This window comes from Aquincola tertiaricarbonis (assembly GCF_000969605.1).
Classification (GTDB): Bacteria; Pseudomonadota; Gammaproteobacteria; order Burkholderiales; family Burkholderiaceae_C; genus Aquincola; species Aquincola tertiaricarbonis.
The window spans coordinates 262,440-286,451 of sequence record NZ_JZUE01000006.1 but is presented as its reverse complement, the minus strand read 5'-3'; the positions used below and the strand labels follow the sequence as shown (position 1 = coordinate 286,451).

The following is a 24,012-nucleotide window of genomic DNA, read 5'->3' as shown; positions in this document are numbered from 1 at the left end:
CCAACCCGCCGCGCGCCACGCCCGACACCCGCCGGATGCCGCCGCCTGCCGCGGCACGGCAGCCCGCGCCCGCTGCGCCGCCCGTTGCAGCGCGCCAACCGACGCCCGCCGCGGCACCCGCCCCGCGCCAGAGCGCTGCGTCACCCGCGCCCAGCCGGCCGTTCGACCTGGAGAAGTCGCTTCGGCACGTGGAAGCCAGCTTGCGCAAGACCGCCAACAAGCCGACTCGCCGGGCGCGGCTGATGGCCACCATCCGTTCACTGCTCGGCCAGTGGGCCGACGACGCCACCACGCAGGCCGTGCTGCAGCGGCTGCTGTCCAGCGGCCGGGTGTCGATCGACGGGCAGGGTGCGGTGGCCTACGCGCTGTAACCGCCTTCGCCGGCGATGGAGGACGACTGGAAGCGCCTGGCCGCATTTGCCGAGGTGGTGCGTGCCGGCTCGCTGAGTGCCGCCGGCCGACGCCTGGGCATCAGCACCTCGGCGGTCAGCCAGCAGCTGCGCGCGCTGGAGCAGGCGCACGGCGTCACGCTGCTGCACCGGTCCACCCGCAAGCTGGCGCTCACCGAGGCCGGCGCCCGGCTGGCCCAGCATTGCCAGGCGATGGTGGATGCCGCCGCGCGGGCACGCCAGCAGCTCACCGCTGCGCGGGATGCGCCGGAAGGCGAGTTGCGCCTGGCCGCGCCGGTGGGCTTTGCGCGCCACCTGGCGCCGGCATTGGCGCCGCTGCTGGCCGCCCATCCCGGGCTCAGCCTGCGGCTGTTCGTCGACGACGCGATGATCGACCTGATCGACGCCCGCATCGACCTGGCGGTGCGGGCCGGCCGGCTGGCCGATTCCAGCTGGGCCGCGCGCCGGCTCTGCCGCTTCGAGCTGGTGCTGTGCGCTGCGCCGGCCTACCTGGCCCGTGCCGGCATGCCCGCCACGCCGGCCGAGCTGCCATCGCATGAATGGATCGGCGGCGCACGGGATGGCAGCGGCTTGCTGCTCACGCTGGAAGGACCTGCCGGCGCGCAGGAGAGCTTCCGGGTCGCGCCGCGGGTGCTGGGCAACAACCAGCTGTCGCTGCAGCAGCTGTGCGTGGCCGGCCTCGGCCTGATGCTGGCGGTGCGTGCCGACATCGACGACGAGCTGCGCACCGGCCGCCTGCTGCCGGTGATGCCCGAGTGGCGCGGCACGCCGCTGCCGGTGTGGGCGGTGACGCCGCAGCGCGATGGCCAGCCGGCCAAGGTGCGCCATGCGGCCGAAGCCATCGGCCGTTACCTGCGCGAGGTGCCCGGGGCGTTGAGCGACTGATTGTTGCGCTGCAACAACGGGGTGTGCGGTGTTGGGGGTATCGACCTCTAGGGAAATCCCTTAGTCTCCCCACCTAGGGTTTGTACCAAGCCCTCTCGACCGCAGGAAGTCCCGTCATGAAGTTCTCGCTCACCACCGCCTTCGTTCTCGTCCTGGCCGCCGCCGCGGTGCAGCCCGCCGCCGCCGCCGACCGCGCGGCCCCGGTGTTGTCCAAGCCGCAAGCTGGCATCGACGCCTCCACCTTCATCGTCGGCCACCCGGCCAGCCCGCGCTGGAAGGCCGCTCCGTCGGCCAATGGCCAGCATCCCGCAGTGCTGGTGGCGCGCCAGGCCGTCCACATCGATGGCAACACCTTCCTGGTGCAGCCGCCGGCGTCCACCACCTGGACCGCCGGCCCCACCGCCGACGTGGCCGTGATGGCCGGCAGCCCGGCCGTCAGCGCCCGCTGAAAAACCGCGCCGCGCGCCGGGCAGACGCCAGCCGTTAGGCTGCGCCGATGCTCAAGACCTTGAAGGACCTGTTCGACGCGCTGCGCATGCCCGCGGCCACAGAGGCCGAGGCCAGCCACACGCTGCAACTGGCCACTGCCGTGATGCTGGTGGAGGTGATGCGCGCCGATGCCGAGATGACCGACGCCGAGCGTGAGGCGGTGGTGGCCGGCCTGCGCGACAAGTTCACGCTGGCCGACGACGAGCTGGACACCTTGGTGGCCCAGGCGCAGCAGGCGTCCCGCCAGGCCAGCGACTACTTCGGCTTCACCTCCCAGATCAACCAGCACTGCGACATGCCGCAGAAGCTGCTGATGCTGGAGCACATGTGGCGCGTGGCCTATGCCGACGGCACCCTCAGCGCGCATGAGAACCATGTGATGTGGCGGCTGGCCGACCTGCTGCACATTCCGCACGGCGCCTACGTGAACGCCAAGATGCGCGCACAGCAGGCCGCCGCCGCGGCTTGAGCGCCGGGCGCGGGTGGCGCCGGCTGGCAGGGTGGCTGGCGCTGCTGGCGGCCGCTGCGCTGCTGGCCGCCGGCCACGGCCGCTGGTGGCGCCTGCCCGACCGGCACAACCCTTTCGCACCCCTGTCGCTGGCAGAAGCGCCCGGCTGGCTCACCCGCTACAAGCTGGCGCGGCTGAGCGCGGAGCCGGCGGCCTGCCAGGCCTTCATCGACACCACGCCGCTGCAGGCGCAGCCGCAGCCCGACCGCGTGACCGGCCCGGGCTGCCAGCTCAGCCACACGCTGCTGGTGCGGCGCACCCAGGTGCAGGTGGGCGAGCCCTTCACGCTCACCTGCCGTGCCGCGGCCTCGCTGGCGCTGTGGGAGCGGCATGTGCTGCAGCCGGCGGCGCAGGCGCACTTCGGCCAGCCGGTGGTGCGGCTGGTGCACTTCGGCAGCTATGCCTGCCGCAACGTGTATGGCCGGGCCGAGGGCGCCCGCAGCCAGCATGCCACCGCCGATGCGCTGGACGTGGCGGGTTTCGTGCTGCAGGGCGGCCGCCGCATCAGCGTGGCGGCCGATTGGCCGGGCGACGATGCGGCCTCGCTGTTCCTGCGCCAGGTGCATGACGGCGCCTGCGGGCTGTTCGACGGCGTGCTGGGCCCGGACTACAACGCGGCGCATGCCGACCACTTCCACCTGGACCGCGGGCCGTACCGGCTGTGCCGGTAGCCAGGCGGCTTCAGCGCTGGCTGCGTGCCTTCTTCGAATCCACCTCGGCCAGCTGCTGCTTGAGCAGCAGGAACAGCACGCGGGCGTTCTCCACCGTCAGGCTCAGCACGCTGCCGGGCTCGCCGCCGTCGTCTTCGCCGCGGGCGGGGGCGGACTGCACCGCGGCGTCGATCCGCGCCCGCACCAGGCCGTGGCTGTTGTTCATCGCCTTGATGCGCTGCACTTCGATCTGATAGGTCTTCATGGCCCGGAGCGTAGCCCAACCCCGGGCGAATCCCGGTCGCCGCGGCGCATGCGATGGCCTAGGCTGCGGCGCATGAAGTCGATTCCCGTGCTGACCGCGACCGCTGCGCTCCTGGTGTGCGCCGCCTCCCACGCCGCGGCGCCTGCCGCCACCTGGCCGGTGGCCGGGCGGCAGGGCGTCATCCAGGTGGTGATCGTGCCGGAGGCGGCCGCGCGCGACCGCGCGGCCTATGCCCAGCAGATCGAGCAGCTGTGCCCGCCGCAGTCCACCTGCTTCCTCAACTTCCACACCAACAGCAGCGGCGCGCCACTGGCGGTGCCGTTGCCCGATGCCATCGCGCAGGAAAGCACCGCGGTGTTCCGCCGCTCGGTCAAGCAGGGTGGCGAATACTTCCGCTGGAGCTGCCGCATGGGCATCGACGCGGCCAACTGCTTCTAGCCCGCCTTGGGGCGGCTCCCCCTCGGGGGGACGGTGGGCCGCAGGCCCGCCCAGGGGGCAGGACATCCTCACTTCCAGGCGAACGCGGGCTGCTCGAAGTGCGACACCCGGGTGGGCAGGCCGCGCAGGCACACCTCGCGGAACTGGTACAGCACCGCCGCGGTGGGCGCCGCGATCCAGGTGCTGCCCACCGGCATGCGCAGCACCGGATGCACGCTGGAGGCCACGTTCTCCAGCCGCGGTGCGTCGCTGCGGAGGAACTCGCTGACCGGGATGCGGTGGATGCTGTCCACCTCGCCGGGGTTGGCCACCAGCAGCGGCGCCGGCCCGCCCCACACCACCACCGGCGTGATGACGAATCCCGAGCGGGTGCTGAAGTCGTCCAGCCGGCCGAGCACCGCCTCCGGGCCCAGCACCAGGCCCACTTCCTCTTCCAGCTCGCGCAGCGCGGCGCTCTCGGGCGTTTCGCCTTCGTCCACCCGGCCGCCGGGCAGGGCCCACTGGCCGGGATGGTTGCGCAGGTGCAGCGCGCGGCGGGTGAGCACCAGCGCGGCTTCCTCCGACCATTCGGCATGCGCAGGCAGGCCGCCCACGGCCGCGCCATGGCCTTCGTCGACGATGGCCACGGCCACCGCCGCATGGCCGGGCGGGGTGTCGCCGGGCCGGGCGGCCGGCCGCAGGGACTGCACCGCGAAGGCCTGCAGGTGCGCCTGCACCTGGGTACGCAGCGCCTCGGTGCGCCGCACCGTCATCAGTCCTCGATCCTCACGCCCTTCCAGAAGGCCACCCGGTCCTTGATCTCGGCCGCGGCCTCCTTCGGGTCGGGGTAGTACCAGACGGCGTCCGGGTTGGCGTCGCCGTCCACGAACAGCGTGTAGTAGCTGGCCTGGCCCTTCCAGCTGCACATCGTCTTGGTGTTGCTGGGCAGGATGTATTCCTTCTTCAGCGAATCGCCGGGGAAATAGTGGTTGCCCTCGACGACCACGGTGTCGTCGCTCTCGGCCACCACGGTGCCGTTCCAGATTGCTTTCATGTGCCGGTCTCCTGGGCTGCGGTCTCGTCGTCGGGCACGCGGGCCCAGTCGGCCAGCCAGGTGGTGGCATGGGCGTCGCTGGGGGCGCGCCAGTCGCCACGCGGCGACAGCGAACCACCCGAGCCTACCTTGGGCGCGTTGGGCACGCACGAGCGCTTGAACTGGCTGGTCTGGAAGAAGCGGAACACGAAGGTGCGCAGGTGCTTCTTGATCTGCGCCAGCGTGTACTGGTTGCGCGCCACCAGCGGGCTGTGCGGCCAGGGGCCGTGCTCCGCGTCGCGCCAGGCCTGCCAGGCCAGGAAGGCCACCTTGGTGGGCGGAAAGCCGAAGCGCACGGTGTGGTACAGCGCGAAGTCGTGGAGCTCGTAGGGGCCCAGCGTGTCCTCGGTGCTCTGGCCGGGCTGGCCGCCGTCGGCCTCGCCGGGCACCAGCTCGGGGCTGATCTCGGTGTCCAGCACCTGGTTGAGCACCACGCGTTCGCGCTCGCTGGCGGTGTCGGCCACCCAGCGCACCAGGTGCTTGATCAGCGTCTTGGGCACGCTGGCATTCACGTTGTAGTGCGACATGTGGTCGCCCACGCCGTAGGTGCACCAGCCCAGCGCCAGCTCGCTCAGGTCGCCGGTGCCCAGCACCAGCGCGTGGTGGTGGTTGGCCAGGCGGAACAGGTGGCTGGTGCGCTCGCCGGCCTGCACGTTCTCGAAGGTGACGTCGTATTGCTTCTGCCCTTCGGCATAGGGGTGGCCGAGGTCCTTCAGCATCTGCTCGCAGCTGGGGCGGATGTCGATCTCGGCCGCGCTGCAGCCCACCGCTTCCATCAGCTCGCGTGCCTGCGCCAGCGTGCGCGGGCTGGTGGCGAAGCCGGGCATGGTGTAGCCCAGCACGTTGGTGCGCGGCAGGCCCAGCAGGTCCATGGCCCGCACCGCCACCAACAGGGCATGGGTGGAGTCCAGCCCGCCCGAGACGCCGATCACCAGCTTGTGGATGCCGCTGGATTCCAGCCGCTGCACCAGCGCCCGCACCTGGATGGAATACACCTCCTCGCAGCGGATGTCGCGCGTGGCCGGGTCGGCGGGCACGTAGGGAAAGCGCGGCACGGTGCGCCGCAGCGTGGCCAGCTCGGGCGTGAGCGCGGGCAGCGGCAGCTCGAAGCGCACCGCCTGCATGCGTGCCACCTGCTCGGCATGCAGGCCGGCCGACTGGCCGAAGCTGGTCTGGCGCATGCGCTCGCGCGACAGCCGCTCCAGGTCCACGTCGGCCAGCGTCAGGTGGCCATCGCCGGCAAAGCGCTGGGATTCGGCCAGCAGGTCGCCCGATTCATAGATGAGCGCCTGGCCGTCCCAGGCCAGGTCGGTGGTGGATTCGCCGACGCCGGCCGAGGTGTAGAGGTAGGCCGCGATGCAGCGCGCGGAATGCAGGCTGGCCAGCTGGTGGCGGTAGCCCGACTTGCCGATGGTGATGTTGGAGGCCGAGAGGTTCACCAGCACCGTGGCGCCGGCCAGCGCGGCATAGGAGCTGGGCGGGATGGGCACCCACACGTCCTCGCAGATCTCCACGTGGAAGCGCAGCAGCGGCTGGTTGGCCGCCTCGAACACCAGCTGCGTGCCGAACGGCACCGCCTGCCCGCCGATGCGCACCTCGTCCACCAGCGCGTGGGCTGCGGGATTGAACTGCCGGGCCTCGTAGAACTCGGCGTAGTTGGGCAGGTAGGTCTTGGGCACGATGCCGAGGATCTGGCCGTCGAACACCACCGCCGCGCAGTTGAACAGGCTGTGGCGCACCCGCAGCGGCAGGCCGACGATGGCCACCGCCGGCACGCCGCGGCTGCCTTCGGCCACGGCCAGCAAGGCGGCCTCGCAGGCGTCCAGCACCGCGCGCTGGTGGAACAGGTCGTCGCAGGTGTAGGCCGACAGGCCCAGCTCGGGAAAGGCCACCAGCGAGGCACCCTGCTCGGCGGCCTCGCGCAGCATGCGCAGGGTTTCGCCGGCATTCCAGGCCGGGTCGGCGATGCGCACGCGGGGCACGGCCACGGCCATGCGCATGAAGCCGTGGGCGGCGGGGTGGAAGAAGTCGGTGGGCTCGGTCATCGGGTTGGGGCCTCGGTCAGGCGGAGGGTTCAGGGGGCTGCGGCCGCAGCTGCAGGCCAGGCGAGGCGGCGGTGTCCACGCCCAGCACCTCGGAGAAGTGGCGGATCGCCGCGGCATTGCGCTCATCGCCCTGGGTGCCGATGCAGTCCTGCGGCACCAGCGCGTCGATGTTGCGCATGCGCGCGTCGGACACGGTGGACAGCACGCACTGGTCGCTGGAGACGCCGGTGACGATGATCTGGCGGATGCCGAGGTCGGCCAGCAGCAGCTCCAGCGGCGTGGCGAAGAAGGCGGAGTGTTTGGGCTTCAACAGGAAGTAGTCGTCGGTGTGGGGCGCCAGTTGCTCCACGATGTGGGCGCCCGGGCCGCCGGCCTGCCGCGCCTTGTCCACCAGCTCGCGGAAGTCGGAGCGCCAGCGGCCGCGATTGTCGTTGGCATAGATCACCGGCACGCCGGCCTCGTGGCAGCGCCGGCGCAGCGCGGCCAGCCGCGGCGCGATGGCCGCCGCCGCGGGCAGCAGCTTGTCGGCATCGGGGAAGTCCCAGAGGCTGATCATGTCGGTGATCAGCAGGGCAAGGCCGCCGGGGCAGCGGTCGGCGGCTTCGTGCGTGGATTCAGGCTGGGTCATGGTGTGTCCGTTGGCAACCACCGCAGCGGGCAACGCTTGTGCCGCCCCCGAGCCGCCCCCAGGTTTGTAAGCGTGTCGGGGAAACCCCTACAAGCGCTTTGTAATGCGGCCGACTGCACGCCGCCGAAGCGGCTTCCTACAGTGCCCGCTGCCTTGGCATGTTGCCTCGGCAGGTGCGCCGTGTTCCGGCTGTTCCAGGATTCCATGTCCACCACCTCCTCCCCCGCCGCCATCGTTCCCGCCTCCCTGGGCGAGTTGTACAGGCATATCTGGCTGCATGCCCGTGGTGCCCGCGGCAAGTTCGCGCTGGCGCTGAGCATGCTGGGCGGCTCCCAGCTGATGAAGCTGGGCATTCCCTGGATGGCCGCGCAGGCCATCAACGGCATCCAGTCCGGCGGCCGCGCGGCCCTCGGCCCGGCAGCGCTGTGGATCGGCGCCATCCTGGCGGCCTACGTGGGCTGCTGGGCGCTGCACGGCCCGGCCCGGGTGATGGAGCGCACCGTGGCACTGCGGGTGCGGCGCAGCGTCGCCGATGCGCTGTACGCCCGGCTGCTGCAGGCGCCGCTGGGCTGGCACGAGCAGCACCATTCCGGCGACCTGCAGCACCGCGTGGGCCAGGCCTCGGGTGCGCTGTTCGGCTTCACCCAAAGCCAGTTCATCTACCTGCAGAACGCCATCAACCTGTGCGGGCCGGTGGTGGCGCTGTGGCTGCTGTCGCCCGGCACCGGCCTGGTGGCGGTGGTGGGCCTGGTGGCCATCTCCAGCGTGATCGTGGCCTTCGACGGTGCGCTGATGAAGCTGGCGGTGTCGGAGAACCATGCTGAGCGGCGCTATGCAGCCCGGCTGCTGGACTTCGTGGGCAACGTGTCCTCGGTGCTCAGCCTGCGGCTGCAGGAAGGCACGCGCCGCCTGCTGGACAGCCGGCTGATGGCGGTGTTCGAGCCGCTGCGCCGCAGCATCGTGCTCAACGAGTGGAAGTGGTGCTCGGTCGACCTGTCGGGCGTGATGCTGTCGTGGGGCCTGGTGGCGGTGTACGTGCTGCTGGCCAGCACCGGGCAGACGACCGCGGCCACCGGCACCGTGATGCTGGGCAGCCTGTTCATGGTGTACCAGTACGCGCAGCAGGCCGCCGGCGTGCTGGGCACCATTGCCTCCCAGTACCAGGCCATCTCCCGCACCCGCACCGACTTCGCCAGCGCCGCCATCGTGATGCAGGCGCCCGAGCGCAAGCAGGCGGCCACGCTGGCCGAGCCCGGCTGGCACCGCATCGACATCCAGGGCCTGCGCTTTTCCCGCGCCGGCGCCGAGTCCGGCCAGCCTGCTGATGAGCGCGGCGGCCTGCACGACGTGGCATTGAGCCTGCACCGCGGCGAGCGCCTGGCGCTGGTGGGTCCCAGCGGCGCCGGCAAGAGCACGCTGCTGCGCGCGCTGGCCGGCCTGTACGAGGCCAGGGCCGCCCACATCGCGGTGGACGGGCAGTTCGTGCCCGACGCCCGCGACCTGGGGCCGGTGGCCACGCTGATTCCGCAGGAAGCCGAGATCTTCGAAGCCTCGGTGCGCGAGAACATCACCTTCGACGAGCCGGTGCCCGAGCACGAGCTGATGCGCGCCATCCATGCCGCCGCCTTCGATCCCGTGCTGGAGACGATGCCGGGCGGCCTCGAGGCCATGCTGGCCGAGCGCGGCACCAACCTCTCGGGCGGCCAGCGGCAGCGCCTGGCGCTGGCCCGCGGCCTGCTGGCGGCACGCCACAGCAGCGTGCTGCTGCTGGACGAGCCCACCAGCGCGCTGGATTCGCTGACCGAGATCCATGTGCACTCGCGCATCCTGGAAGCCTTCCCCGATGCCTGCATCGTGGCCTCGGTGCACCGCCTGGGGCTGCTGGCCCACTTCGACAAGGTGGTGTTCATGGTGGCCGGCCGGGTGGAGGACGTGGGCACGGTGGAGGAGCTGGTCAAGCGCCAGCCTGCCTTCGCGGTGATGATGGCCACGATGGGGCCGGGCGCGCATGGCGCTGCCGCGGCCACCACCGCCGCCGGCTCGCCGGCGCCGGCCGCGGCGCCTCACGCCGGCTGAGTGCCGGTGGCCTGGGCCGCCGGCAGCCGCGGCCCCGGCTTGGGGCTGGGCGGCGTGGGCGGCGATTCGGGCTCGTGCGGCTCGATGGCGGCCGGGGCCACCTGGTCGGCGCGGGCGCCGAACACCATCTCGTTGACCCAGCCCACCAGCACCGAGGTGTAGGCCCGCTGGTCGTGCTCCTTGGTCAGGCCGTGGTCGGCGCCGCGCAGGCAGCGGTAGGTCAGCGAGCGGGCGCTCTTGCCCGCCTCCCGGTAGCTGTGCAGCACCGCCCGCGGCACGATGGTGTCCAGCTCCGACTCCACCAGCAGCAGGTCGCCGTCGAAGTCGTGCGTGGCCTGCAGCGCGCGGTTGTCGGCGAACGGCACCAGGCTGCGGCGGTAGGCCTTCAGGTCCTGGTCCTTGTGCAGCTGCAGCTTGGGCACTTCCCAGCCCGAGTCCATGTACAGCGCCGGCGCGCGCAGCGCCAGCCAGCGCACCGGCCGCATCGTGGTCAGGATGGTGGCCAGGTAGCCGCCGTAGCTGCTGCCCACCACCGCGATGGACGAGCGGTCCACATGGCGGTGGTCGGCCAGCAGGTCGTAGGCGGCCAGCACGTCCTGCAGGTTGCTGGCCCGCGAGACGGTCTCGAACTGTGGCTTGGTCTGCGCATGGCCGCGCAGGTCGAAGGCCAGGCAGATGCAGCCCAGGGCCGCGATCTGCCGCGCCCGCGCCACGTACTGCGACTGGCTGCCGCCCCAGCCATGGATGAACAGCACCCCGGGCAGCTGCGTGCCGGGCGTGACGAAGGTGCCGGCAATGCTGCCGTCGTCGACGGGAATGGCTACGTTGTGCTCAAAGGTCGGCATGCGCCTCCACCTGCGCGTACTTGGTCACCCGGCCCACGTCGGCATCGTCGTCGTCGTAATGCACGCGCGCGCCGGCCGGGACGCTCACCTTGTCGGCATACACCTCGTGGGTGGATGCACGCACCACGCGGCATGCGGGATCGGCCTGGAAGGCCTGCAGCGCCGCCACCTCGGCGCCGCTGGCGCCCCCGATGCGCCAGCTCTGCTCCAGCACGCCGGAACGCCACTGGCCGCGGTCGTCCACGCCCTGGGCCACATCGTAGTTGGCGCGGGTGGCCATCCAGCCGGGATAGTGCTCGGCCGCGGCCCGGTGGTACACCAGCGCCTGCTCCACCGCGGTGGCCAGCTCCGGCGCCAGCGGCAGCTCGCGCAGCGCCTCGAAGTCGCCGCGCACCACGGTGAGGGTGCTGCCGCCGTAGACCTCGTGGCCGCGGTGGTTGCGGGTGAGCTGCTGCGTGCCCACGTAGCTGGCGGTCAGCGGGCCGGCCTGCACCTGGCCGACGCTCAGCGTCTCCACCTGGCGCAGGTTGCGCTCCAGCACCACGCCGTGCTGGCGCAGCTGCTCGGGATCGGTCTCGGCCAGCCAGGCTTCCAGCTCGGCGGCGCTGTGCATCACCTGCTGGCCCAGGCCGCCCACGCCGTCGGGGTTCTTCAGCCGCATGCTGCCGTGGGCCAGCAGCCGCTCGGCGGCCACGCGGGCATCGGCCGGCGTGAAGCAGGAGTAGCCGGGCAGCACCACCTCCTGGATGGCCTGGCCATGGGCGGCCGACCAGCCCGCCGGTGCGGGCGCATCAGGGTGCACCAGGCCGTGCGACACCAGCTTGGTGGCCACGAAGGGATGCGGCACCACGCCGCCGAAGAGCTGGTCGCCGGACTCGATGCCCAGGTGGCGCGCGGCGTCCACGCTGGTGAGGGTGTCGCTGGGCACGAAGAAGAGCGGCCCCTCGGGCCGGGCGTCGGCGCGGTAGATGCCGCCGAAGTTCAATCCCAGCAGGTCGGCCAGCGCATGCGCGACCGAAGCCTTGGTGCGGTGGTCATGGTTGTCGCCACGGGCCTGCGGCTGGGTGCAGTGGAACACCACCGTGGGCCGGCGGCCGGCCACTTCCAGGGTGCGGGCCAGGGCGGCGGTGCTCGGGTCTTGCGCAGTGATCATGGTGGGCTCCCGGAAGGGCGTGGCCGGTGGTCGATGGCCCACTGTGCATGTGGCGCTGCAGCGTGGCTGACGGGAGGCACGCGCATCGGTTGTAGGAGAGGGCCGCATGTCGGGCGGGCTGCGCGCACCGCCGCGGCGCCTTCAGTCCCGCGGGCCCATGTGCAGCCGGCGGTGGATGCGCCGGGTGGCCTGCCATACCGCCCACAGCACCAGCGGGATGGCGGCGCCGGCGGCCATCTCGGGGTGGATGGGCAGGCCGGCCGCCTTGGCCGCCTTGCCGCCGTACAGCAGCAGGCTCACCACGTAGTACGAGATGGCCGCGATGGACAGGCCTTCCACCGTGGACTGCAGCCGCAGCTGCAGTTCCTGCCCGCGCGTGAGCTTGGCCAGCAGCTGCTGGTTCTGCGTCTCGGTGGCGATGTCCACCCGGGTGCGCAGCAGGGCGCTGCTGCGTTCGATGCGCTGCGACAGCGAGCCCAGCCGCTGCGCCGCCGCCGCCACCGTGGCGATGGCCGGCGAGAGCCGCCGCTGCATGAATTCACCGATGGTCTGGGTGCCGGGAATCGGCATCTCGCGCAACTCCGCCAGCCGCTGGCGCACCAGTGCGTCGTAGGCCTCGGTGGCGGAGAAGCGGTACTGGTGCTCGGCGGTGGCGCGCTCCACTCGCGCGGCGACGTGGATCAGCGTGTCCAGCAGCTGCGCCTCGGAGCTTTCGCGGGCTTCCAGCCGCGCCGTCACCGCGGCCAGCGCGGCTTCGGACTCGGCCAGCACCGGCGCCAGCGCCTTGGCCACCGGCAGGCCGCGCAGCGCCATCAGCCGGTAGATCTCGATCTCCAGCAGCCGCTGCGAGATGCGGCCCGCGCGGGTTTCACTGGTGCCCGGCGGCGCCAGCACCAGCAGGCGCTCGAAGCCGTCGGGCCGCAGCCGGAAGTTGGTGACGGCCATCGAATGGCCCTTGCCCATCAGCGAAGCCACCACCGTGCGGCCGCCGAACCAGCGCTGCGCCGCTTCCAGGGCGGCGGCGGGGTCGTCCAGCGGATGTTCCAGCATCACCAGCTGCAGCGCGGCCACGGTGCGGCCGGGCACCGCGCGCAGCCAGGCCTTGTCCAGCACCAGCGCGTCGATCAGCGGCGGGTTGTCCGCCTGCAGGCCGGCGGATTCGGGCAGCGGCTGCACCACCGCATAGCGGGTGAACTCGGTGTGGCGCTCCCATTTCAGCGTGTGGTCGGCAAAGCGCAGCCGCAGGAAGTTGGCCTCCAGGTCCTGCGGCCGCAGCCCGGCCTGGCCGGGCAGGCGCTGCAGGTGGGCACATTCGTCCTCCCGGCTCACGCCGTGGTTGAGCACGGCCACCGTGAACACCAGCGCCGGCAGACGGATGCGGGCCGAGGGGCGGGCATGCACCTCGTTGTGCAGTTCGTCGCGAAGGCTGTCGTCCGGCGGCAAGGCGCCGGCCGGCTGCGCGATTTCGTCGGTAAGAGCTGAAAGAAGTGATGACATGGCGGCCGGCTGCAGCAGATGCGACGGCCGCAGTGTGCCCCGGCGGCGCCTGCGGTGGCCGCCGGCGCGGGAAAGGCGCCTGCGGCGGTGCTGTTCGGCGGATCGGGGCTTTTCGGGGCGCGATACGCTTGCGGCATGCAAGTCGTTGGCATCTCCCTGCGCAAGCCCGCCTTCAATGAAGTGACGGCCTCCACCATCATGGCAAGCGGCCTCTGGGTCGCCCTCGTCGGCCTCATGCAGGCCGGCGGCCATCCGCTCGAACGCCCCGAGGCGGCCACGCTGCTGCTGGTGATGCTCTGGGGTTGCCTGTCGGTGCGGCTGGGCATCGACATGGCCGCCGGCTGGCGACACCGCTTCGTGCACCTGGCCGTGTGCGGCGTGCTGCTGGGCATGCTGCAGGTCGGCCGCAACCTGCTGGCCTGAGTTTCCTGCGCCGGAAACGACAACGCGCCCCGGAGGGCGCGTTGCAGTTGGAGCCGTGCGCTGTTTAACGCACGCTGCCGCGACGCACCAGGTTCACGATCGCCAGCAGGATGATCGCGCCGCCCAGGGACAGCAGCAGGCCCATCACGCTGAAGTCGCCCTGGTTGACGGTGCCGGCGCCCAGCAGCGGCGACAGCAGCCAGCCGCCCAGCATGGCGCCGATGATGCCGACCACCACGTTGAGGATGACGCCTTGTTGCGCATCGGTGCGCATGATCATGCTCGCGACCCATCCGATGAGCCCGCCGACAACCAGCCAGATGATGAGGTTCATAGGTTCACTCCAAAGTTTGATTTGATGAAGGCCGGCTGCATGTGCGCCGGCTTGTTGCGCCTGTGGCTCTAGGGCGGGCCACCGGTGCAGTTAGGTTAGGGACACGGCGGGCCCGGGGGAGTCGGCTGCAACCGGCAACTGCCGTCAGCGTTGGCCTACGCGGGGCGGATAGGGCACCCGCGCACCTGTAACACCCTGGCTGCCCAGCACGCTGCGCAGGCCGTCGCGGCCGCTGGCGGCGCGCGCCAGCAGGGCCAGCCCGGCGGTGGTGGCCAGCAGGGAATGGCGTCGCGCACCCCACAGCAGCATCAGCGCACCGGCGCCCAGCGCCAGCCAGTGTTCCCCCGGGAGGCTGGGGCGCTGGTCGTCGTAGGCCTTGATCTGCCTGAGCACGTCGGGCACTTGCATGGTTCGCTCCTTCACGCGTTGGATGAGGGGGAGGCCGGCGCCATGACCTTGTCGGGCGTCATCGGCAGGCTGAGGATGCGGCGGCCGGTGGCATGGTGGATGGCGTTGCAGATGGCCGCGGCCACGCCCACCAGGCCGATCTCGCCCACGCCCTTGGCCCCCAGCCGGCTGGCGATGCGGTCGTTCTCGTCGACGAAGATGACGTCGATGTCGTGGATGTCCGCATTCACCGGCACGTGGTACTGGGCGAAGTCGTGGTTCATGAAGCGGCCCAGCTGCTGGTCGGCCTGGGTTTCCTCATGCAGGGCCTGGCTGATGCCCCACACCACGCCGCCGATGATCTGGCTGCGCGCGGTCTGCGCATTCATGATGCGGCCGGCCGCGATGGCGCTCACCACCCGGGTGACACGCACGGTGCCCAGTTCCTCGTCCACCTTGACTTCGCAGAACACCGCCGAATGCACGGCGCGGGTGTACTTCTTCTGCTTCAGCACCGCGGGCAGCATCAGGTACTTCTCTTCCAGCTCCTTCAGCCCGGCGGCGGCCAGGATGTCGGTCAGCCGCACCGTCACGTCGCGCTCGAAGCGCAGGTACATGGTGCCCTGGGCAAAGCCCACGTCGTGGAAGCGGCAGGTGGCGAATGGCGAGTTCGGCTGCTTGCGCGCCAGCTCCCACAGCTTGTGCTGCAGGCGCTCGCACACGCCCTGCACCGCCGAGCCGATGGTCGTCACATGCGAGGAGCCGCCTTCGATCGGCGCCACCGGCAGGTTGGAGTCGCCCAGCTCGAAGCGCACGTCCTCCATGGCCATGCCCATGGAAGCCGCGCCGATCTGCGTCATCACCGTCAGCGTGCCGGTGCCGATGTCGCTGGCCGCGCTGCGCAGCACCAGCTGGCCATCGGCCTGCAGCACCGCATGGACGCGGGCGAACATCTGCAGCGCATCCCAGGTGCCGGTGGCCATGCCCCAGCCCACCAGCTCGCGCCCTTCGCGCATCGATCGCGGGGCCTGCGGCCGCGCGTCCCAGCCGAAGCGCTGCGCGCCTTCGTGGTAGCAGGCCCGCAGTTCCTTGCTGGAAAACGGCAGGTCCTCGTTGTAGTCGTGGTCTGCGTAGTTCTTCAGCCGCAGCGCCAGCGGGTCCATGTGCAGGCGGTGGGCCAGCTCGTCCATCGCCACCTCGATAGCATGCACGCCATGGGCGGCGCCGGGGGCGCGCATGTCCATCGGGCTGTAGTGGTCCAGCGCGGCGAGCTTGTAGCCCTGGCGCACGTTGTCGCAGCGGTAGAGCTGGCTGGACCAGTTGACCACCACCTCGACGTAGTCCTCCTTGCGCGAGGTGGCGCCCACCGCGTCGTGCATCAGCGCGGTGAGCTGGCCGTCGGCCTGCGCGCCCAGCTTCACCCGCTGCCAGGTCTCGGGCCGGTGGCCGAAGAAGAACATCTGCTGCCGCGTGAGCACCACGCGCACCGAGCGTTCCAGCTTCAGCGCGGCCATGGTGGCCAGCAGCACCGGATGCTGCGGCCGCAACCCGGCGCCGAAGGCACCGCCGACGAACTGGTTCTTCACCGTCACCCGGCTCTTGGGCAGGCCGAACACCCGCGAGACCACCCAGCGCACGTTCTGCGAGCCCTGGGTCTTGTCGTGGATGGTGAGGTGGCGGTTGCGGCCGTACACCACGGTGGCCGCATGCATCTCCATCGGGTTGTGGTGCTCGGCGCCGTGGTGGAACTCCGCCTCCACCTGCACCGCGGCGGCCGCATAGGCCGCCTCGGCATCGCCGCGCGGCTCGGGCGGCGGCTTGAAGCCGGCGCGCAGTGCGCTGGGGTCGTGTGCCTCGGGCAAGGCGGCCATCAGGTCGGTGTGGTGCGGCTCGGTGGCCACCTCCACCTGCACCAGCGTGGCCGCATGGCGCGCCGCCTCGAAGCTGGTGGCCACCACCAGCGCCACCGGCTGGCCGCTGTAGTGCACCTCGGCATCGTGCAGCGGCTTGAAGGGCGAGCCGGTCACCGGCGCGGTCATGTCCTTGTAGAACATGTCCAGCGAGCGCATGCGCGGCCGGTTCTCGTGGGTGAGGATGTCCACCACGCCCGGCACCGCGGCGGCGCGGCCGGTGTCGATGCGCTGGATGCGGCCGCGCGCGGCGGCGGTGTCCACGATCACGCCGTACAGCAGGTCGCCCGCGGGATGCTCGGCGGCATAGCGGGCGCGGCCGGTCACCTTGTCGGGGCCGTCCAGCCGCGGCAGCGGCATGCCCAGCGCCACCGGGGGTCGCATGGCCAGCAGTTCGGCGAAAGGCCTGGCCAGCTCGGGTACGCGGTCGTTCATGAAGGCTCCCTGCGCACGCTGTCGACCGGCAGGCCGGCCAGCGGCCCGGTGTTGGTGAGTTCACCCGCCACGGCCAGCTCCAGCGCGCGGACCACCGCACGCTCAGCCAGCGGGATCTTGAAGGCGTTGTCGGTTCCCGGCGCGCCATGCGCCTGCGCACCCTGCAGCAGCCGGCGGGCGGCCTCGCCGAAGGCGGCGGGCGTGGCCTCGCGGCCCTGCAGCAGCGCCTCGGCCTCGGGCAGCCGCCAGGGCTTGTGGGCCACGCCGCCCAGCGCGATGCGCGCTTCGGTGATGCGGCCGCGCTCGTCGAGCTGTAGCGCCGCGGCCACCGACACCAGCGCGAAGGCGTACGAGGCCCGCTCGCGCAGCTTCAGGTAGGTGGTGTGGCGGGTGAAGGGCGCGGGCGGCAGGGTGATGTGGGTGATGAGCTCGTCCGGCGCCAGTTCGGTGTCCAGCTCCGGCCGGTCGCCGGGCAGGCGGTGGAACTGCAGCATCGGGATGCGCCGGCTGCCGCGCTGCGAGCGCACGTGCACCGTGGCGTCCAGCGCGGCCAGGCCGACGCAGAAGTCCGACGGATGGGTGGCGATGCACTGCTCGCTGCTGCCCAGGATGGCCAGCTGCTTGGCCAGGCCGTTGCGCGCCGGGCAGCCGCTGCCGGGCTCGCGCTTGTTGCACGGCACCTTGGCGTCGTAGAAATAGCTGCAGCGGGTGCGCTGCAGCAGGTTGCCGCCGTTGGTGGCCATGTTGCGGATCTGCGGCGAGGCGCCAGCCAGGATGGCGGCCGCCAGCAGCGGATGGCGGCTGCGCACCAGCGGATGGGCGGCGGTCTCGGCATTGGTGGCCATGGCCCCCAGCGACAGGCCGCCGTCGGCCGTGGGCTCGATGGCCTTCAGCGGCAGGCGGTGCACGTCCACCAGCCGCGTGGGCCGGGTCAGGTCGGCCTTCATCAGGTCGAGCAGGTTGGTGCCGCCGGCCAGGAAGCGGGCACTGTCGGGCGTGGGCAGCGGCGCGCGGCCGATGTCGGCCAGGGCGGACTCCACCGCATCGGGCATCACATGGTCGAACGGCGTCACGGCTGCACCTCGGGGGCGCCGGCGTCGGCCACCGGGCCGGGCGCGGGATGCAGCGCCAGCGTGGCCACCGCCTGCGCGATCTGCGGATAGGCGCCGCAGCGGCAGAGGTTGCCGCTCATCAGCTCGCGCAGCTGCGGCAGGCTGCTGGCGCCGCCCTCGTTGATCAGGCCCATGGCCGAGCACAGCTGGCCCGGCGTGCAGTAGCCGCACTGGAAGGCGTCGTGGTCGATGAAGGCTTGCTGCAAAGGATGCAGCGCACCGTCCTCGCCGGCCAGGCCCTCCACGGTGGTGACGCTGGCGCCGTCGTGGGAGACGGCCAGGGTCAGGCAGGCGTTGATGCGCTTGCCGTCCAGCAGCACGGTGCAGGCGCCGCACTGGCCGTGGTCGCAGCCCTTCTTGGTACCAGTGAGGCCGGCATGTTCTCGCAGCAGGTCCAGCAGCGTGACCCACGGCGCCGCCAGCAGCGGCGTGGTGGTGCCGTTGATGTGCAGGCGGATGGGGCGCTGCGCGATACCGGCGGGCGAGGGAGGCGGTGCGGTGGGTCGGGTGGCGGTGGCGGCGGGGGGCATGGGCGTCCCTTGATGTGTTTTCGCGTGTAAGCGCGGGTGCGTTTTGCATCGGAAGGGGCAACCGCCGTTCCCGCCGCCCGGGGTGAGTCGATCCGCGACGCGGCACGCGGCTTGCCCCCACGCGCCCATGACCGCGCCCAGACCTTCTGCTTCCCAGCCCTACCAGGCCGCCCAGCCCAGCCGGGCCGAGGTCGATGCGATGCCCGGCCCCACGCTGCTGGAGTTCGGCACCGACTGGTGCGGCTTCTGCATGGCCGCGCAACCCGCGGTTGCGCAGGCGCTGCAGGCCTACCCCGGGGTGCGGCACATCAAGGCCGAGGACGGCCCGGGCCGCCCGCTGGGCCGCAGCTTCCGGGTGAAGCTGTGGCCCACGCTGGTGCTGATGCACGACGGCCGTGAACTGGAACGGCTGGTGCGCCCCAGCCAGCCCGGCCCCATTGCCGAGGCCCTGGCCCGCCAGGCCGCCGCCGCCCACACCGCGCCCGGCAGCTCATGACGCATGCACCCGCCACCGACGAGCGGATGAGTCATCGTCCTACGAAGAGCCCCCGGAGCCCCCCGGACACTTTCTGCAACAGGCGCGTGTAAGGAATGCGAATGCAACAAAGAAAACCCTCGGTCCTCGCCTTCGTCATGGCGGGCGGGGAAGGTTCACGGCTGTTCCCGTTGACCCAGCACCGGTGCAAGCCCTCGGTGCCCTTCAACGGCAAGCACCGGGTCGTCGACTTCGTGCTGAGCAACCTCGTGAACTCCGAGATCTGCTCCGTCTACCTGCTGGTGCAGTACAAGTCGCAGGCGCTCATCGAGCATGTGCGGCAGTCGTGGACGATGGCCCGCTTCATCCCCGACCACTTCATCACCGTGGTGCCGCCGCAGATGCGCGACGGCCCCGAGTGGTTCCGCGGCACGGCCGACTCCGTCTGGCAGAACCTGCACCTGATCGAGACCCACCGGCCCGACTACGTGGCCGTCTTCGGCGCCGACCATGTGTACCGCATGGACGTGCGGCAGATGCTGGATGCGCACATCGCCGCCGATGCGGACGTGAGCGTGGCCACGCTGCCGGTGTCGCTGGAGAAGTGCTCGCAGTTCGGCATCGTAGAGACCGATGCCGAGCTGATGGTGCGCGAGTTCCGCGAGAAGCCCAAGATGGCCGTGCCCATGCCGGGCCGGCCGACGCATGCGCTGGCGTCGATGGGCAACTACATCTTCTCCACCGACGTGCTGCTGGACGAGCTGCGTCGCGCCCACCGCAACGGCGAGCGCGACTTCGGCGGCGACATCCTGCCGCGCATGGCCAAGAGCCATCGCGTGCTGGCCTACGACTTCACCACCAACCACATTCCCGGCCTGGCCGAGTTCGAGGACCCGCACTACTGGCGCGACGTGGGCACCATCGAGGCCTACTTCGAGGCCCACTTCGACACCCTGGGCGCCAAGCCGCGCTTCCGCATGACCAACCCGGCCTGGCCGGTGTACGCCAGCCAGGATCCGTCGGAGTCGGCGCAGATCGAAAGCGGCGTGCTCAACCGATCCGTCGTCGGCTCGGGCTGCGTGGTGAACAACGCGCGGCTGGACCACGCGATGCTGCGCAGCTCCGTCACCGTGTGCGAGGACGCGCAGCTCTCGCACTGCATCGTGATGGAGCGCACCACCATCGGCCGCGGCACGCGCATCACGCGGGCCATCATCGACCAGGACAACGACATCCCGGCCGGCGAGGTGATCGGTGGCGACCGCGAGCGCGACAGCCAGCGCTTCCACGTCAGCGACAGCGGCATCGTGGTGGTGCCCCGCGGCTACTTCCGCCGTGCTGCGGCCGGCCGCACGCCGGTGCTGGCCAGCTCCAACCTCAAGCTGGGCCTGCCCACCGCCGCCGAACCGGCACGCAGCCTGGCCACCACCCCCGCACGCATCGCGCAGGCCAAGGCCGCGGCATGATCCCGCTGCAGGCGGTGTGGCCGGGCCGGCCGTATCCGCGCGGCGCCACCTGGGACGGCCAGGGCGTGAACTTCGCGCTCTTCTCGCAATACGCGGAGCGGGTGCAGCTGGCGCTCTTCGACGAGCGCGGCCGCGAGCGCCAGCGCATCGAGCTGCGCGAGCGCACCGACCATGTCTGGCACTGCTACCTGCCCGAGGCGCGGCCCGGCCAGCTCTACGGCTACTACGTGCACGGGCCCTACAAGCCCGAGGAAGGTCACCGCTTCAATCCGCACAAGCTGGTGCTCGACCCCTATGCCAAGGACTATTCCGGCGAGCTGCGCTGGCATGACGCGCTCTACGGCTACACCATCGGCCACCGCAAGGCCGACCTCTCGTTCGACCGCCGCGAGAGCGCGCAGTACATGCCCAAGTGCCGGGTGCTGGAGCCCGCCTTCAGCTGGGGCGACGACCGCCGGCCCGACATCGCCTGGCACGAGATGGTGGTCTACGAGATGCACGTCAAGGGCTTCACCATGCAGCATCCCGAGGTGCCTGCGCCGCTGCGCGGCACCTACGAGGGCCTGGCCAGCAAGCCCGCCATCGAGCACCTGAAGCGCCTGGGGGTCACCACGGTGGAGCTGATGCCGGTGCACTCCTTCCTCAACGACCGCTACCTGGCCGAGAAGGGGCTGCAGAACTACTGGGGCTACAACACGCTGGGCTTCTTCGCGCCGGAGATGCGCTACTCCGCATCGCAGAAGGTCAAGGAATTCAAGACCATGGTGCGCACGCTGCATGCGGCGGGCATCGAGGTGATCCTGGACGTGGTCTACAACCACACCTGCGAAGGCAACCAGCTCGGCCCCACGCTGTCGATGCGCGGCATCGACAACGCCTCCTACTACGTGCTGGCCGAAGACCGCCGCTACTACAACGACTTCACCGGTTGCGGCAACACCGTCAACATCGAGCAGCCGCGGGTGCTGCAGCTGGTGATGGACAGCCTGCGCTACTGGGTGGAGGAGATGCATGTCGACGGCTTCCGCTTCGACCTGGCCTCCGCCCTGGCGCGCGAGGGAGGCCGGGTGGACCACCTGGGCGGCTTCTTCGACTCGGTGCGGCAGGACCCCACGCTCAACACCGTCAAGCTCATCGCCGAGCCCTGGGACCTGGGCGAGGGCGGCTACCAGACCGGCCGCTTCCCGCTGGGCTGGGCCGAGTGGAACGACCGCTACCGCGACGGCATGCGCGCCTACTGGAAGGGCGACGAAGGCCAGCTGGGCGAGCTGGCGCGCCGGCTCACCGGCTCGTCCGACCTGTACGGCCGCAGCGGCAAGCGGCCCAACGCCAGCATCAACTTCGTGACCGCGCACGACGGCTTCACGCTGCACGACCTGGTCAGCTACAACGACAAGCACAACGAGGCCAACGGCGAGGACAACCGCGACGGCCACAACCACAACCTGTCGTGGAACTGCGGCGCCGAAGGCGAGACCGACGATGCCGAGGTGCTGAAGCTGCGCGAGCGCCAGAAGCGCAACCTGCTGGCCACGCTGCTGCTGAGCCAGGGCGTGCCGATGCTGCTGGCCGGCGACGAGATGGGCCGCACCCAGCGCGGCAACAACAACGCCTATGCGCAGGACAACGCCATCAGCTGGCTCGACTGGCAGGCCACGCCGGCGCGTGAATCGCTCACCCGCTTCGTGGCGGAGCTGATCGCGCTGCGCCGCCAGCATCCCACCTTCCGCCGCCGCGACTTCTTCGCCGGCCCGGCCGGCGAGCGCGGCCACGATGTGCGCTGGCTGCGCCCCGATGGCGTGGAGATGGGCGAGGCCGAATGGAGCGAGGCCTTCGCCCGCTGCCTGGGCATGTACGTGGCCGGCGACGGCCTGGCCGACACCGACCGCTACGGCGTGCTGCTGGTCGACGACGACTTCCTGCTGTTGTTCAACGCGCACCACGAGGACGTGGACTTCGTGGTGCCCCCCTTCGAAGGCGAGGACTGGACGGTGCGCATCGACACCGCCCGGCCCGACGCCGAGCTTCCGACCACCGTGGTCGCCCCCGGCGACCGCTATGCGCTGTGCTGCCGCTCGCTGGCGGTGCTGTCCCGACCTCTTCCCGCGCCCCGCGAATCCGCCGCCCCATGAATCCCTCTCCCGACACCTTCCGCTTCGGCCCGCAGATCGACGGCGACGCCACCCGCTTCAGCCTCTGGGCGCCCAGCCTCCACGGCGTCACCCTGGAGATCGTCAACGGCGACGGCCAGGTGCTGCGCACCGAGCCGCTGCAGCGCGATGCCGACGGCTGGCACCAGGCCCGCGTCGGCGATGCCGGCCACGGCACGCTGTACCGCTTCCGCGTGCGCGAGGACCTGGCCGTGCCCGACCCCGCCTCGCGCAGCAATCCGCAGGGCGTGCACGGCCCCAGCCAGGTGATCGACCCGGACCACTACCCCTGGCGCCATGCCGCCTGGGCCGGACGGCCCTGGCACGAGGCGGTGCTCTACGAGCTGCACGTGGGCACCTTCACGCCCGAAGGCACGCTGGCCGCGGCCGCCGCGCGGCTGCCCACGCTGCAGGCCGCCGGCATCACCGCGGTGGAACTGCTGCCGCTGGCAGCCTTTCCCGGCGATCGCGGCTGGGGCTACGACGGCGTGCTGCCGTTCGCGGTGCATCCGGCCTACGGCACGCCCGACGACCTGCGCGCCTTCGCCGAGGCCGCGCACGAGCTGGGCCTGATGGTGCTGCTGGACGTGGTCTACAACCACTTCGGCCCCGACGGCAACTACATGGCCGCCTACTGCCCCGAGCTGGTCAACCCCGAGCACCACACGCCCTGGGGCTCGGCCATCAACTTCGATGGCGAGCACAACGAGGCGGTGCGCCGCTTCTTCATCGAGAACGCGCTGTACTGGGTGGACACCTGCCGCCTGGACGGCCTGCGGCTGGACGCGGTGCATGCGCTGGTGGACACCTCGGCGCTGCACATCGTGCAGGAGATCGACCAGGCGCTGCTGCAGGGCCCGGGCCGCCAGCGCCAGGTGCACCTGGTGCTGGAGAACGAGCGCAACTCCGCCCGGCTGCTCACCCGCAGCGGCGGCCCCGCCGGCTCCGGCCTGGCCCAGTGGGACGACGACTGGCACCATGCCGCCCATGTGGTGGCCACCGGCGAGACCGACGGCTACTACAGCGACTATGCCGACCAGCCCGTGCGGCAGCTGGCGCTGGCGCTGGCCGAAGGCTTCATCTACCAGGGCCAGCCCAGCGCCTTCGCGCATGGCGAAGTGCGTGGCGAGTCCAGTGCCGGCCTGTCGCCCACTGCCTTCATCACCTTCCTGCAGAACCACGACCAGATCGGCAACCGTGCGCTGGGCGAGCGCATGGATGCGCTGGCACCCACCGCGCGGCTGGAGGCGCTGCTCACGCTGCTGCTGCTGTCGCCGCAGGTGCCGATGCTGTTCATGGGCGAGGAATTCGCCGCCACCACGCCGTTCCTGTACTTCTGCGACCACGCGGGCGAGTTGGCCCAGGCGGTGACCGAGGGCCGGCGCAACGAGTTCGCGCGTTTTGCCGCCTTTTCCCATCCCGAGGCGCGCGAGCGCATCCCCGACCCCAACGCGGCCTCCACCTTCGAGGCCAGCACGCTGCGCTGGGCGGAGGCGCAGCGGGACGCCGGCCAGCAGCGGCTGCAGCTGGTGACGCAGCTGCTGTCGATGCGGCGCGAGCACCTGTGGCCGCTGGTGCCCGGCCTGCAGGGCACCGGCCGGTACGAGGTGCAGGGCGATGCCCTGCATGTGCACTGGCAGGCCGCGGACGGCACACGCTGGCACCTGCGCGCCCACCTGGGCGAAGGCAGCGCCCGCCTGCCCATCGGTGCCTCGGAGCAGCCGCTGCACCTGCAGGCCGCCGCGGTGATGGACGGGGAATGCCGCTTCGACGGCCCTGGTGCCATTGCCTCCCTCGAACCCGCCGTGCGTGCCGCCGGCCAATGAGCA

The 24,012-nt window shown here is 71.3% G+C and carries 25 protein-coding genes; 12 read left to right on the top strand and 13 right to left on the bottom strand.

From position 1 onward, the window contains the following. The 5 genes from VO99_RS31260 to VO99_RS09820 all read left to right on the top strand — a co-directional run. On the top strand, positions 1–371 hold a 371-nt coding region (locus tag VO99_RS31260), incomplete at its 5' end, for a hypothetical protein (protein ID WP_232315326.1). A gap of 15 nt (positions 372–386) precedes the next feature. Beyond that, complete coding sequence (locus VO99_RS09835) at positions 387–1,295, top strand: LysR family transcriptional regulator (RefSeq protein WP_046112638.1); 909 nt, start codon at positions 387–389, stop codon at positions 1,293–1,295. A 116-nt stretch (positions 1,296–1,411) separates the two neighbouring features. Further along, positions 1,412–1,744, top strand: a complete 333-nt coding sequence (locus tag VO99_RS09830; RefSeq protein WP_046112637.1) for a hypothetical protein — start codon at positions 1,412–1,414, stop codon at positions 1,742–1,744. Positions 1,745–1,791: 47 nt separating this feature from the next. Continuing rightward, positions 1,792–2,253: a tellurite resistance TerB family protein gene (locus tag VO99_RS09825; protein ID WP_046112636.1), complete on the top strand. Its 462-nt coding sequence runs from the start codon at positions 1,792–1,794 to the stop codon at positions 2,251–2,253. After that, complete coding sequence (locus VO99_RS09820; protein WP_232315325.1) at positions 2,250–2,963, top strand: extensin-like domain-containing protein; 714 nt, start codon at positions 2,250–2,252, stop codon at positions 2,961–2,963. The genes VO99_RS09825 and VO99_RS09820 overlap by 4 nt, the downstream gene beginning before the upstream one ends. Positions 2,964–2,973: 10 nt before the next feature. Here the strand turns inward: VO99_RS09820 and VO99_RS09815 are convergent, their stop codons facing one another. Continuing rightward, positions 2,974–3,207 (bottom strand): hypothetical protein, encoded by a 234-nt coding sequence (locus VO99_RS09815; RefSeq protein WP_046112635.1) that lies wholly within the window; start codon positions 3,205–3,207, stop codon positions 2,974–2,976. Positions 3,208–3,279: 72 nt separating this feature from the next. On the opposite strand from VO99_RS09815, the gene VO99_RS09810 reads away from it, so the two are divergent. Then, positions 3,280–3,645: a hypothetical protein gene (locus tag VO99_RS09810; RefSeq protein WP_046112634.1), complete on the top strand. Its 366-nt coding sequence runs from the start codon at positions 3,280–3,282 to the stop codon at positions 3,643–3,645. Positions 3,646–3,713: 68 nt separating this feature from the next. Here the strand turns inward: VO99_RS09810 and VO99_RS09805 are convergent, their stop codons facing one another. The 4 genes from VO99_RS09805 to VO99_RS09790 are packed head-to-tail and all read right to left on the bottom strand — an operon-like array spanning position 3,714 to position 7,390. After that, positions 3,714–4,397 (bottom strand): NUDIX hydrolase, encoded by a 684-nt coding sequence (locus VO99_RS09805; protein WP_046112633.1) that lies wholly within the window; start codon positions 4,395–4,397, stop codon positions 3,714–3,716. Then, positions 4,397–4,678, bottom strand: coding sequence for a DUF427 domain-containing protein (locus VO99_RS09800; protein WP_046112632.1), 282 nt, complete (start codon positions 4,676–4,678; stop codon positions 4,397–4,399). Before VO99_RS09800 ends, VO99_RS09805 begins: the two co-directional genes overlap by 1 nt. After that, positions 4,675–6,762 (bottom strand): NAD(+) synthase, encoded by a 2,088-nt coding sequence (locus VO99_RS09795; RefSeq protein ID WP_046112631.1) that lies wholly within the window; start codon positions 6,760–6,762, stop codon positions 4,675–4,677. Before VO99_RS09795 ends, VO99_RS09800 begins: the two co-directional genes overlap by 4 nt. A gap of 16 nt (positions 6,763–6,778) precedes the next feature. Beyond that, a complete protein-coding gene (locus tag VO99_RS09790) occupies positions 6,779–7,390 on the bottom strand; it encodes a cysteine hydrolase family protein (RefSeq protein ID WP_046112630.1) in 612 nt (203 codons plus the stop codon). 204 nt (positions 7,391–7,594) lie between these two features. Here VO99_RS09790 and VO99_RS09785 point away from each other — a divergent pair, with 204 nt between their 5' ends. Further along, positions 7,595–9,466: an ATP-binding cassette domain-containing protein gene (locus VO99_RS09785; protein WP_046112693.1), complete on the top strand. Its 1,872-nt coding sequence runs from the start codon at positions 7,595–7,597 to the stop codon at positions 9,464–9,466. On the opposite strand, the gene VO99_RS09780 is transcribed toward VO99_RS09785, so the two are convergent. From VO99_RS09780 to VO99_RS09770, 3 genes are all read right to left on the bottom strand, one after another. After that, positions 9,454–10,311: an alpha/beta hydrolase family protein gene (locus VO99_RS09780; RefSeq protein WP_046112629.1), complete on the bottom strand. Its 858-nt coding sequence runs from the start codon at positions 10,309–10,311 to the stop codon at positions 9,454–9,456. The genes VO99_RS09785 and VO99_RS09780 overlap by 13 nt on opposite strands. Further along, entirely contained in the window at positions 10,298–11,464 is a 1,167-nt protein-coding gene (locus VO99_RS09775; protein WP_052736226.1) for a DUF3182 family protein, read from the bottom strand. Before VO99_RS09775 ends, VO99_RS09780 begins: the two co-directional genes overlap by 14 nt. A gap of 141 nt (positions 11,465–11,605) precedes the next feature. Then, on the bottom strand, positions 11,606–12,961 hold the full coding sequence (locus tag VO99_RS09770) for a DUF3422 family protein (RefSeq protein ID WP_046112628.1): 1,356 nt from the start codon (positions 12,959–12,961) through the stop codon (positions 11,606–11,608). A 135-nt stretch (positions 12,962–13,096) separates the two neighbouring features. Between VO99_RS09770 and VO99_RS09765 the strand changes: the two genes are divergently transcribed. Next, on the top strand, positions 13,097–13,384 hold the full coding sequence (locus VO99_RS09765; RefSeq protein WP_046112627.1) for a hypothetical protein: 288 nt from the start codon (positions 13,097–13,099) through the stop codon (positions 13,382–13,384). A 64-nt stretch (positions 13,385–13,448) separates the two neighbouring features. Here VO99_RS09765 and VO99_RS09760 read toward each other — a convergent pair whose 3' ends face one another. From VO99_RS09760 to VO99_RS09740, 5 genes are all read right to left on the bottom strand, one after another. Next, complete coding sequence (locus VO99_RS09760; protein ID WP_046112626.1) at positions 13,449–13,718, bottom strand: GlsB/YeaQ/YmgE family stress response membrane protein; 270 nt, start codon at positions 13,716–13,718, stop codon at positions 13,449–13,451. 144 nt (positions 13,719–13,862) lie between these two features. Next, positions 13,863–14,126, bottom strand: coding sequence for a hypothetical protein (locus VO99_RS09755; RefSeq protein WP_046112625.1), 264 nt, complete (start codon positions 14,124–14,126; stop codon positions 13,863–13,865). Between the two features lie 11 nt (positions 14,127–14,137). Continuing rightward, complete coding sequence (locus tag VO99_RS09750) at positions 14,138–16,450, bottom strand: xanthine dehydrogenase family protein molybdopterin-binding subunit (protein ID WP_046112624.1); 2,313 nt, start codon at positions 16,448–16,450, stop codon at positions 14,138–14,140. After that, positions 16,447–17,523, bottom strand: a complete 1,077-nt coding sequence (locus VO99_RS09745) for an FAD binding domain-containing protein (protein WP_232315324.1) — start codon at positions 17,521–17,523, stop codon at positions 16,447–16,449. The genes VO99_RS09750 and VO99_RS09745 overlap by 4 nt, the downstream gene beginning before the upstream one ends. After that, positions 17,520–18,092: a (2Fe-2S)-binding protein gene (locus tag VO99_RS09740; RefSeq protein WP_046112623.1), complete on the bottom strand. Its 573-nt coding sequence runs from the start codon at positions 18,090–18,092 to the stop codon at positions 17,520–17,522. Before VO99_RS09740 ends, VO99_RS09745 begins: the two co-directional genes overlap by 4 nt. A gap of 127 nt (positions 18,093–18,219) precedes the next feature. Here VO99_RS09740 and VO99_RS09735 point away from each other — a divergent pair, with 127 nt between their 5' ends. The 4 genes from VO99_RS09735 (at position 18,220) to treZ (ending at position 24,009) form a co-directional block, all read left to right on the top strand. Further along, positions 18,220–18,588, top strand: a complete 369-nt coding sequence (locus VO99_RS09735) for a thioredoxin family protein (RefSeq protein WP_046112622.1) — start codon at positions 18,220–18,222, stop codon at positions 18,586–18,588. 101 nt (positions 18,589–18,689) lie between these two features. Then, on the top strand, positions 18,690–20,033 hold the full coding sequence (locus tag VO99_RS09730; RefSeq protein ID WP_083440483.1) for a glucose-1-phosphate adenylyltransferase: 1,344 nt from the start codon (positions 18,690–18,692) through the stop codon (positions 20,031–20,033). Next, positions 20,030–22,165, top strand: a complete 2,136-nt coding sequence (glgX, locus tag VO99_RS09725) for a glycogen debranching protein GlgX (RefSeq protein ID WP_046112621.1) — start codon at positions 20,030–20,032, stop codon at positions 22,163–22,165. The genes VO99_RS09730 and glgX overlap by 4 nt, the downstream gene beginning before the upstream one ends. Then, positions 22,162–24,009 (top strand): malto-oligosyltrehalose trehalohydrolase, encoded by a 1,848-nt coding sequence (gene treZ / locus VO99_RS09720; RefSeq protein ID WP_046112620.1) that lies wholly within the window; start codon positions 22,162–22,164, stop codon positions 24,007–24,009. Before glgX ends, treZ begins: the two co-directional genes overlap by 4 nt. The last annotated feature ends 3 nt before the right edge of the window (positions 24,010–24,012 follow it).

Bases quoted from the DNA above. Each gene is read 5' to 3' on its own strand.
- VO99_RS09835 (WP_046112638.1), top strand. From the start codon at position 387: ATGGAGGACGACTGGAAGCGCCTGGCCGCATTTGCCGAGGTGGTGCGT.
- VO99_RS09830 (WP_046112637.1), top strand. From the start codon at position 1,412: ATGAAGTTCTCGCTCACCACCGCCTTCGTTCTCGTCCTGGCCGCCGCC.
- VO99_RS09825 (WP_046112636.1), top strand. From the start codon at position 1,792: ATGCTCAAGACCTTGAAGGACCTGTTCGACGCGCTGCGCATGCCCGCG.
- VO99_RS09815 (WP_046112635.1), bottom strand. From the start codon at position 3,207: ATGAAGACCTATCAGATCGAAGTGCAGCGCATCAAGGCGATGAACAAC.
- VO99_RS09810 (WP_046112634.1), top strand. From the start codon at position 3,280: ATGAAGTCGATTCCCGTGCTGACCGCGACCGCTGCGCTCCTGGTGTGC.
- VO99_RS09805 (WP_046112633.1), bottom strand. From the start codon at position 4,397: ATGACGGTGCGGCGCACCGAGGCGCTGCGTACCCAGGTGCAGGCGCAC.
- VO99_RS09800 (WP_046112632.1), bottom strand. From the start codon at position 4,678: ATGAAAGCAATCTGGAACGGCACCGTGGTGGCCGAGAGCGACGACACC.
- VO99_RS09795 (WP_046112631.1), bottom strand. From the start codon at position 6,762: ATGACCGAGCCCACCGACTTCTTCCACCCCGCCGCCCACGGCTTCATG.
- VO99_RS09790 (WP_046112630.1), bottom strand. From the start codon at position 7,390: ATGACCCAGCCTGAATCCACGCACGAAGCCGCCGACCGCTGCCCCGGC.
- VO99_RS09785 (WP_046112693.1), top strand. From the start codon at position 7,595: ATGTCCACCACCTCCTCCCCCGCCGCCATCGTTCCCGCCTCCCTGGGC.
- VO99_RS09780 (WP_046112629.1), bottom strand. From the start codon at position 10,311: ATGCCGACCTTTGAGCACAACGTAGCCATTCCCGTCGACGACGGCAGC.
- VO99_RS09775 (WP_052736226.1), bottom strand. From the start codon at position 11,464: ATGATCACTGCGCAAGACCCGAGCACCGCCGCCCTGGCCCGCACCCTG.
- VO99_RS09770 (WP_046112628.1), bottom strand. From the start codon at position 12,961: ATGTCATCACTTCTTTCAGCTCTTACCGACGAAATCGCGCAGCCGGCC.
- VO99_RS09765 (WP_046112627.1), top strand. From the start codon at position 13,097: ATGCAAGTCGTTGGCATCTCCCTGCGCAAGCCCGCCTTCAATGAAGTG.
- VO99_RS09760 (WP_046112626.1), bottom strand. From the start codon at position 13,718: ATGAACCTCATCATCTGGCTGGTTGTCGGCGGGCTCATCGGATGGGTC.
- VO99_RS09755 (WP_046112625.1), bottom strand. From the start codon at position 14,126: ATGCAAGTGCCCGACGTGCTCAGGCAGATCAAGGCCTACGACGACCAG.
- VO99_RS09750 (WP_046112624.1), bottom strand. From the start codon at position 16,450: ATGAACGACCGCGTACCCGAGCTGGCCAGGCCTTTCGCCGAACTGCTG.
- VO99_RS09740 (WP_046112623.1), bottom strand. From the start codon at position 18,092: ATGCCCCCCGCCGCCACCGCCACCCGACCCACCGCACCGCCTCCCTCG.
- VO99_RS09735 (WP_046112622.1), top strand. From the start codon at position 18,220: ATGACCGCGCCCAGACCTTCTGCTTCCCAGCCCTACCAGGCCGCCCAG.
- VO99_RS09730 (WP_083440483.1), top strand. From the start codon at position 18,690: ATGCAACAAAGAAAACCCTCGGTCCTCGCCTTCGTCATGGCGGGCGGG.
- glgX (WP_046112621.1), top strand. From the start codon at position 20,030: ATGATCCCGCTGCAGGCGGTGTGGCCGGGCCGGCCGTATCCGCGCGGC.
- treZ (WP_046112620.1), top strand. From the start codon at position 22,162: ATGAATCCCTCTCCCGACACCTTCCGCTTCGGCCCGCAGATCGACGGC.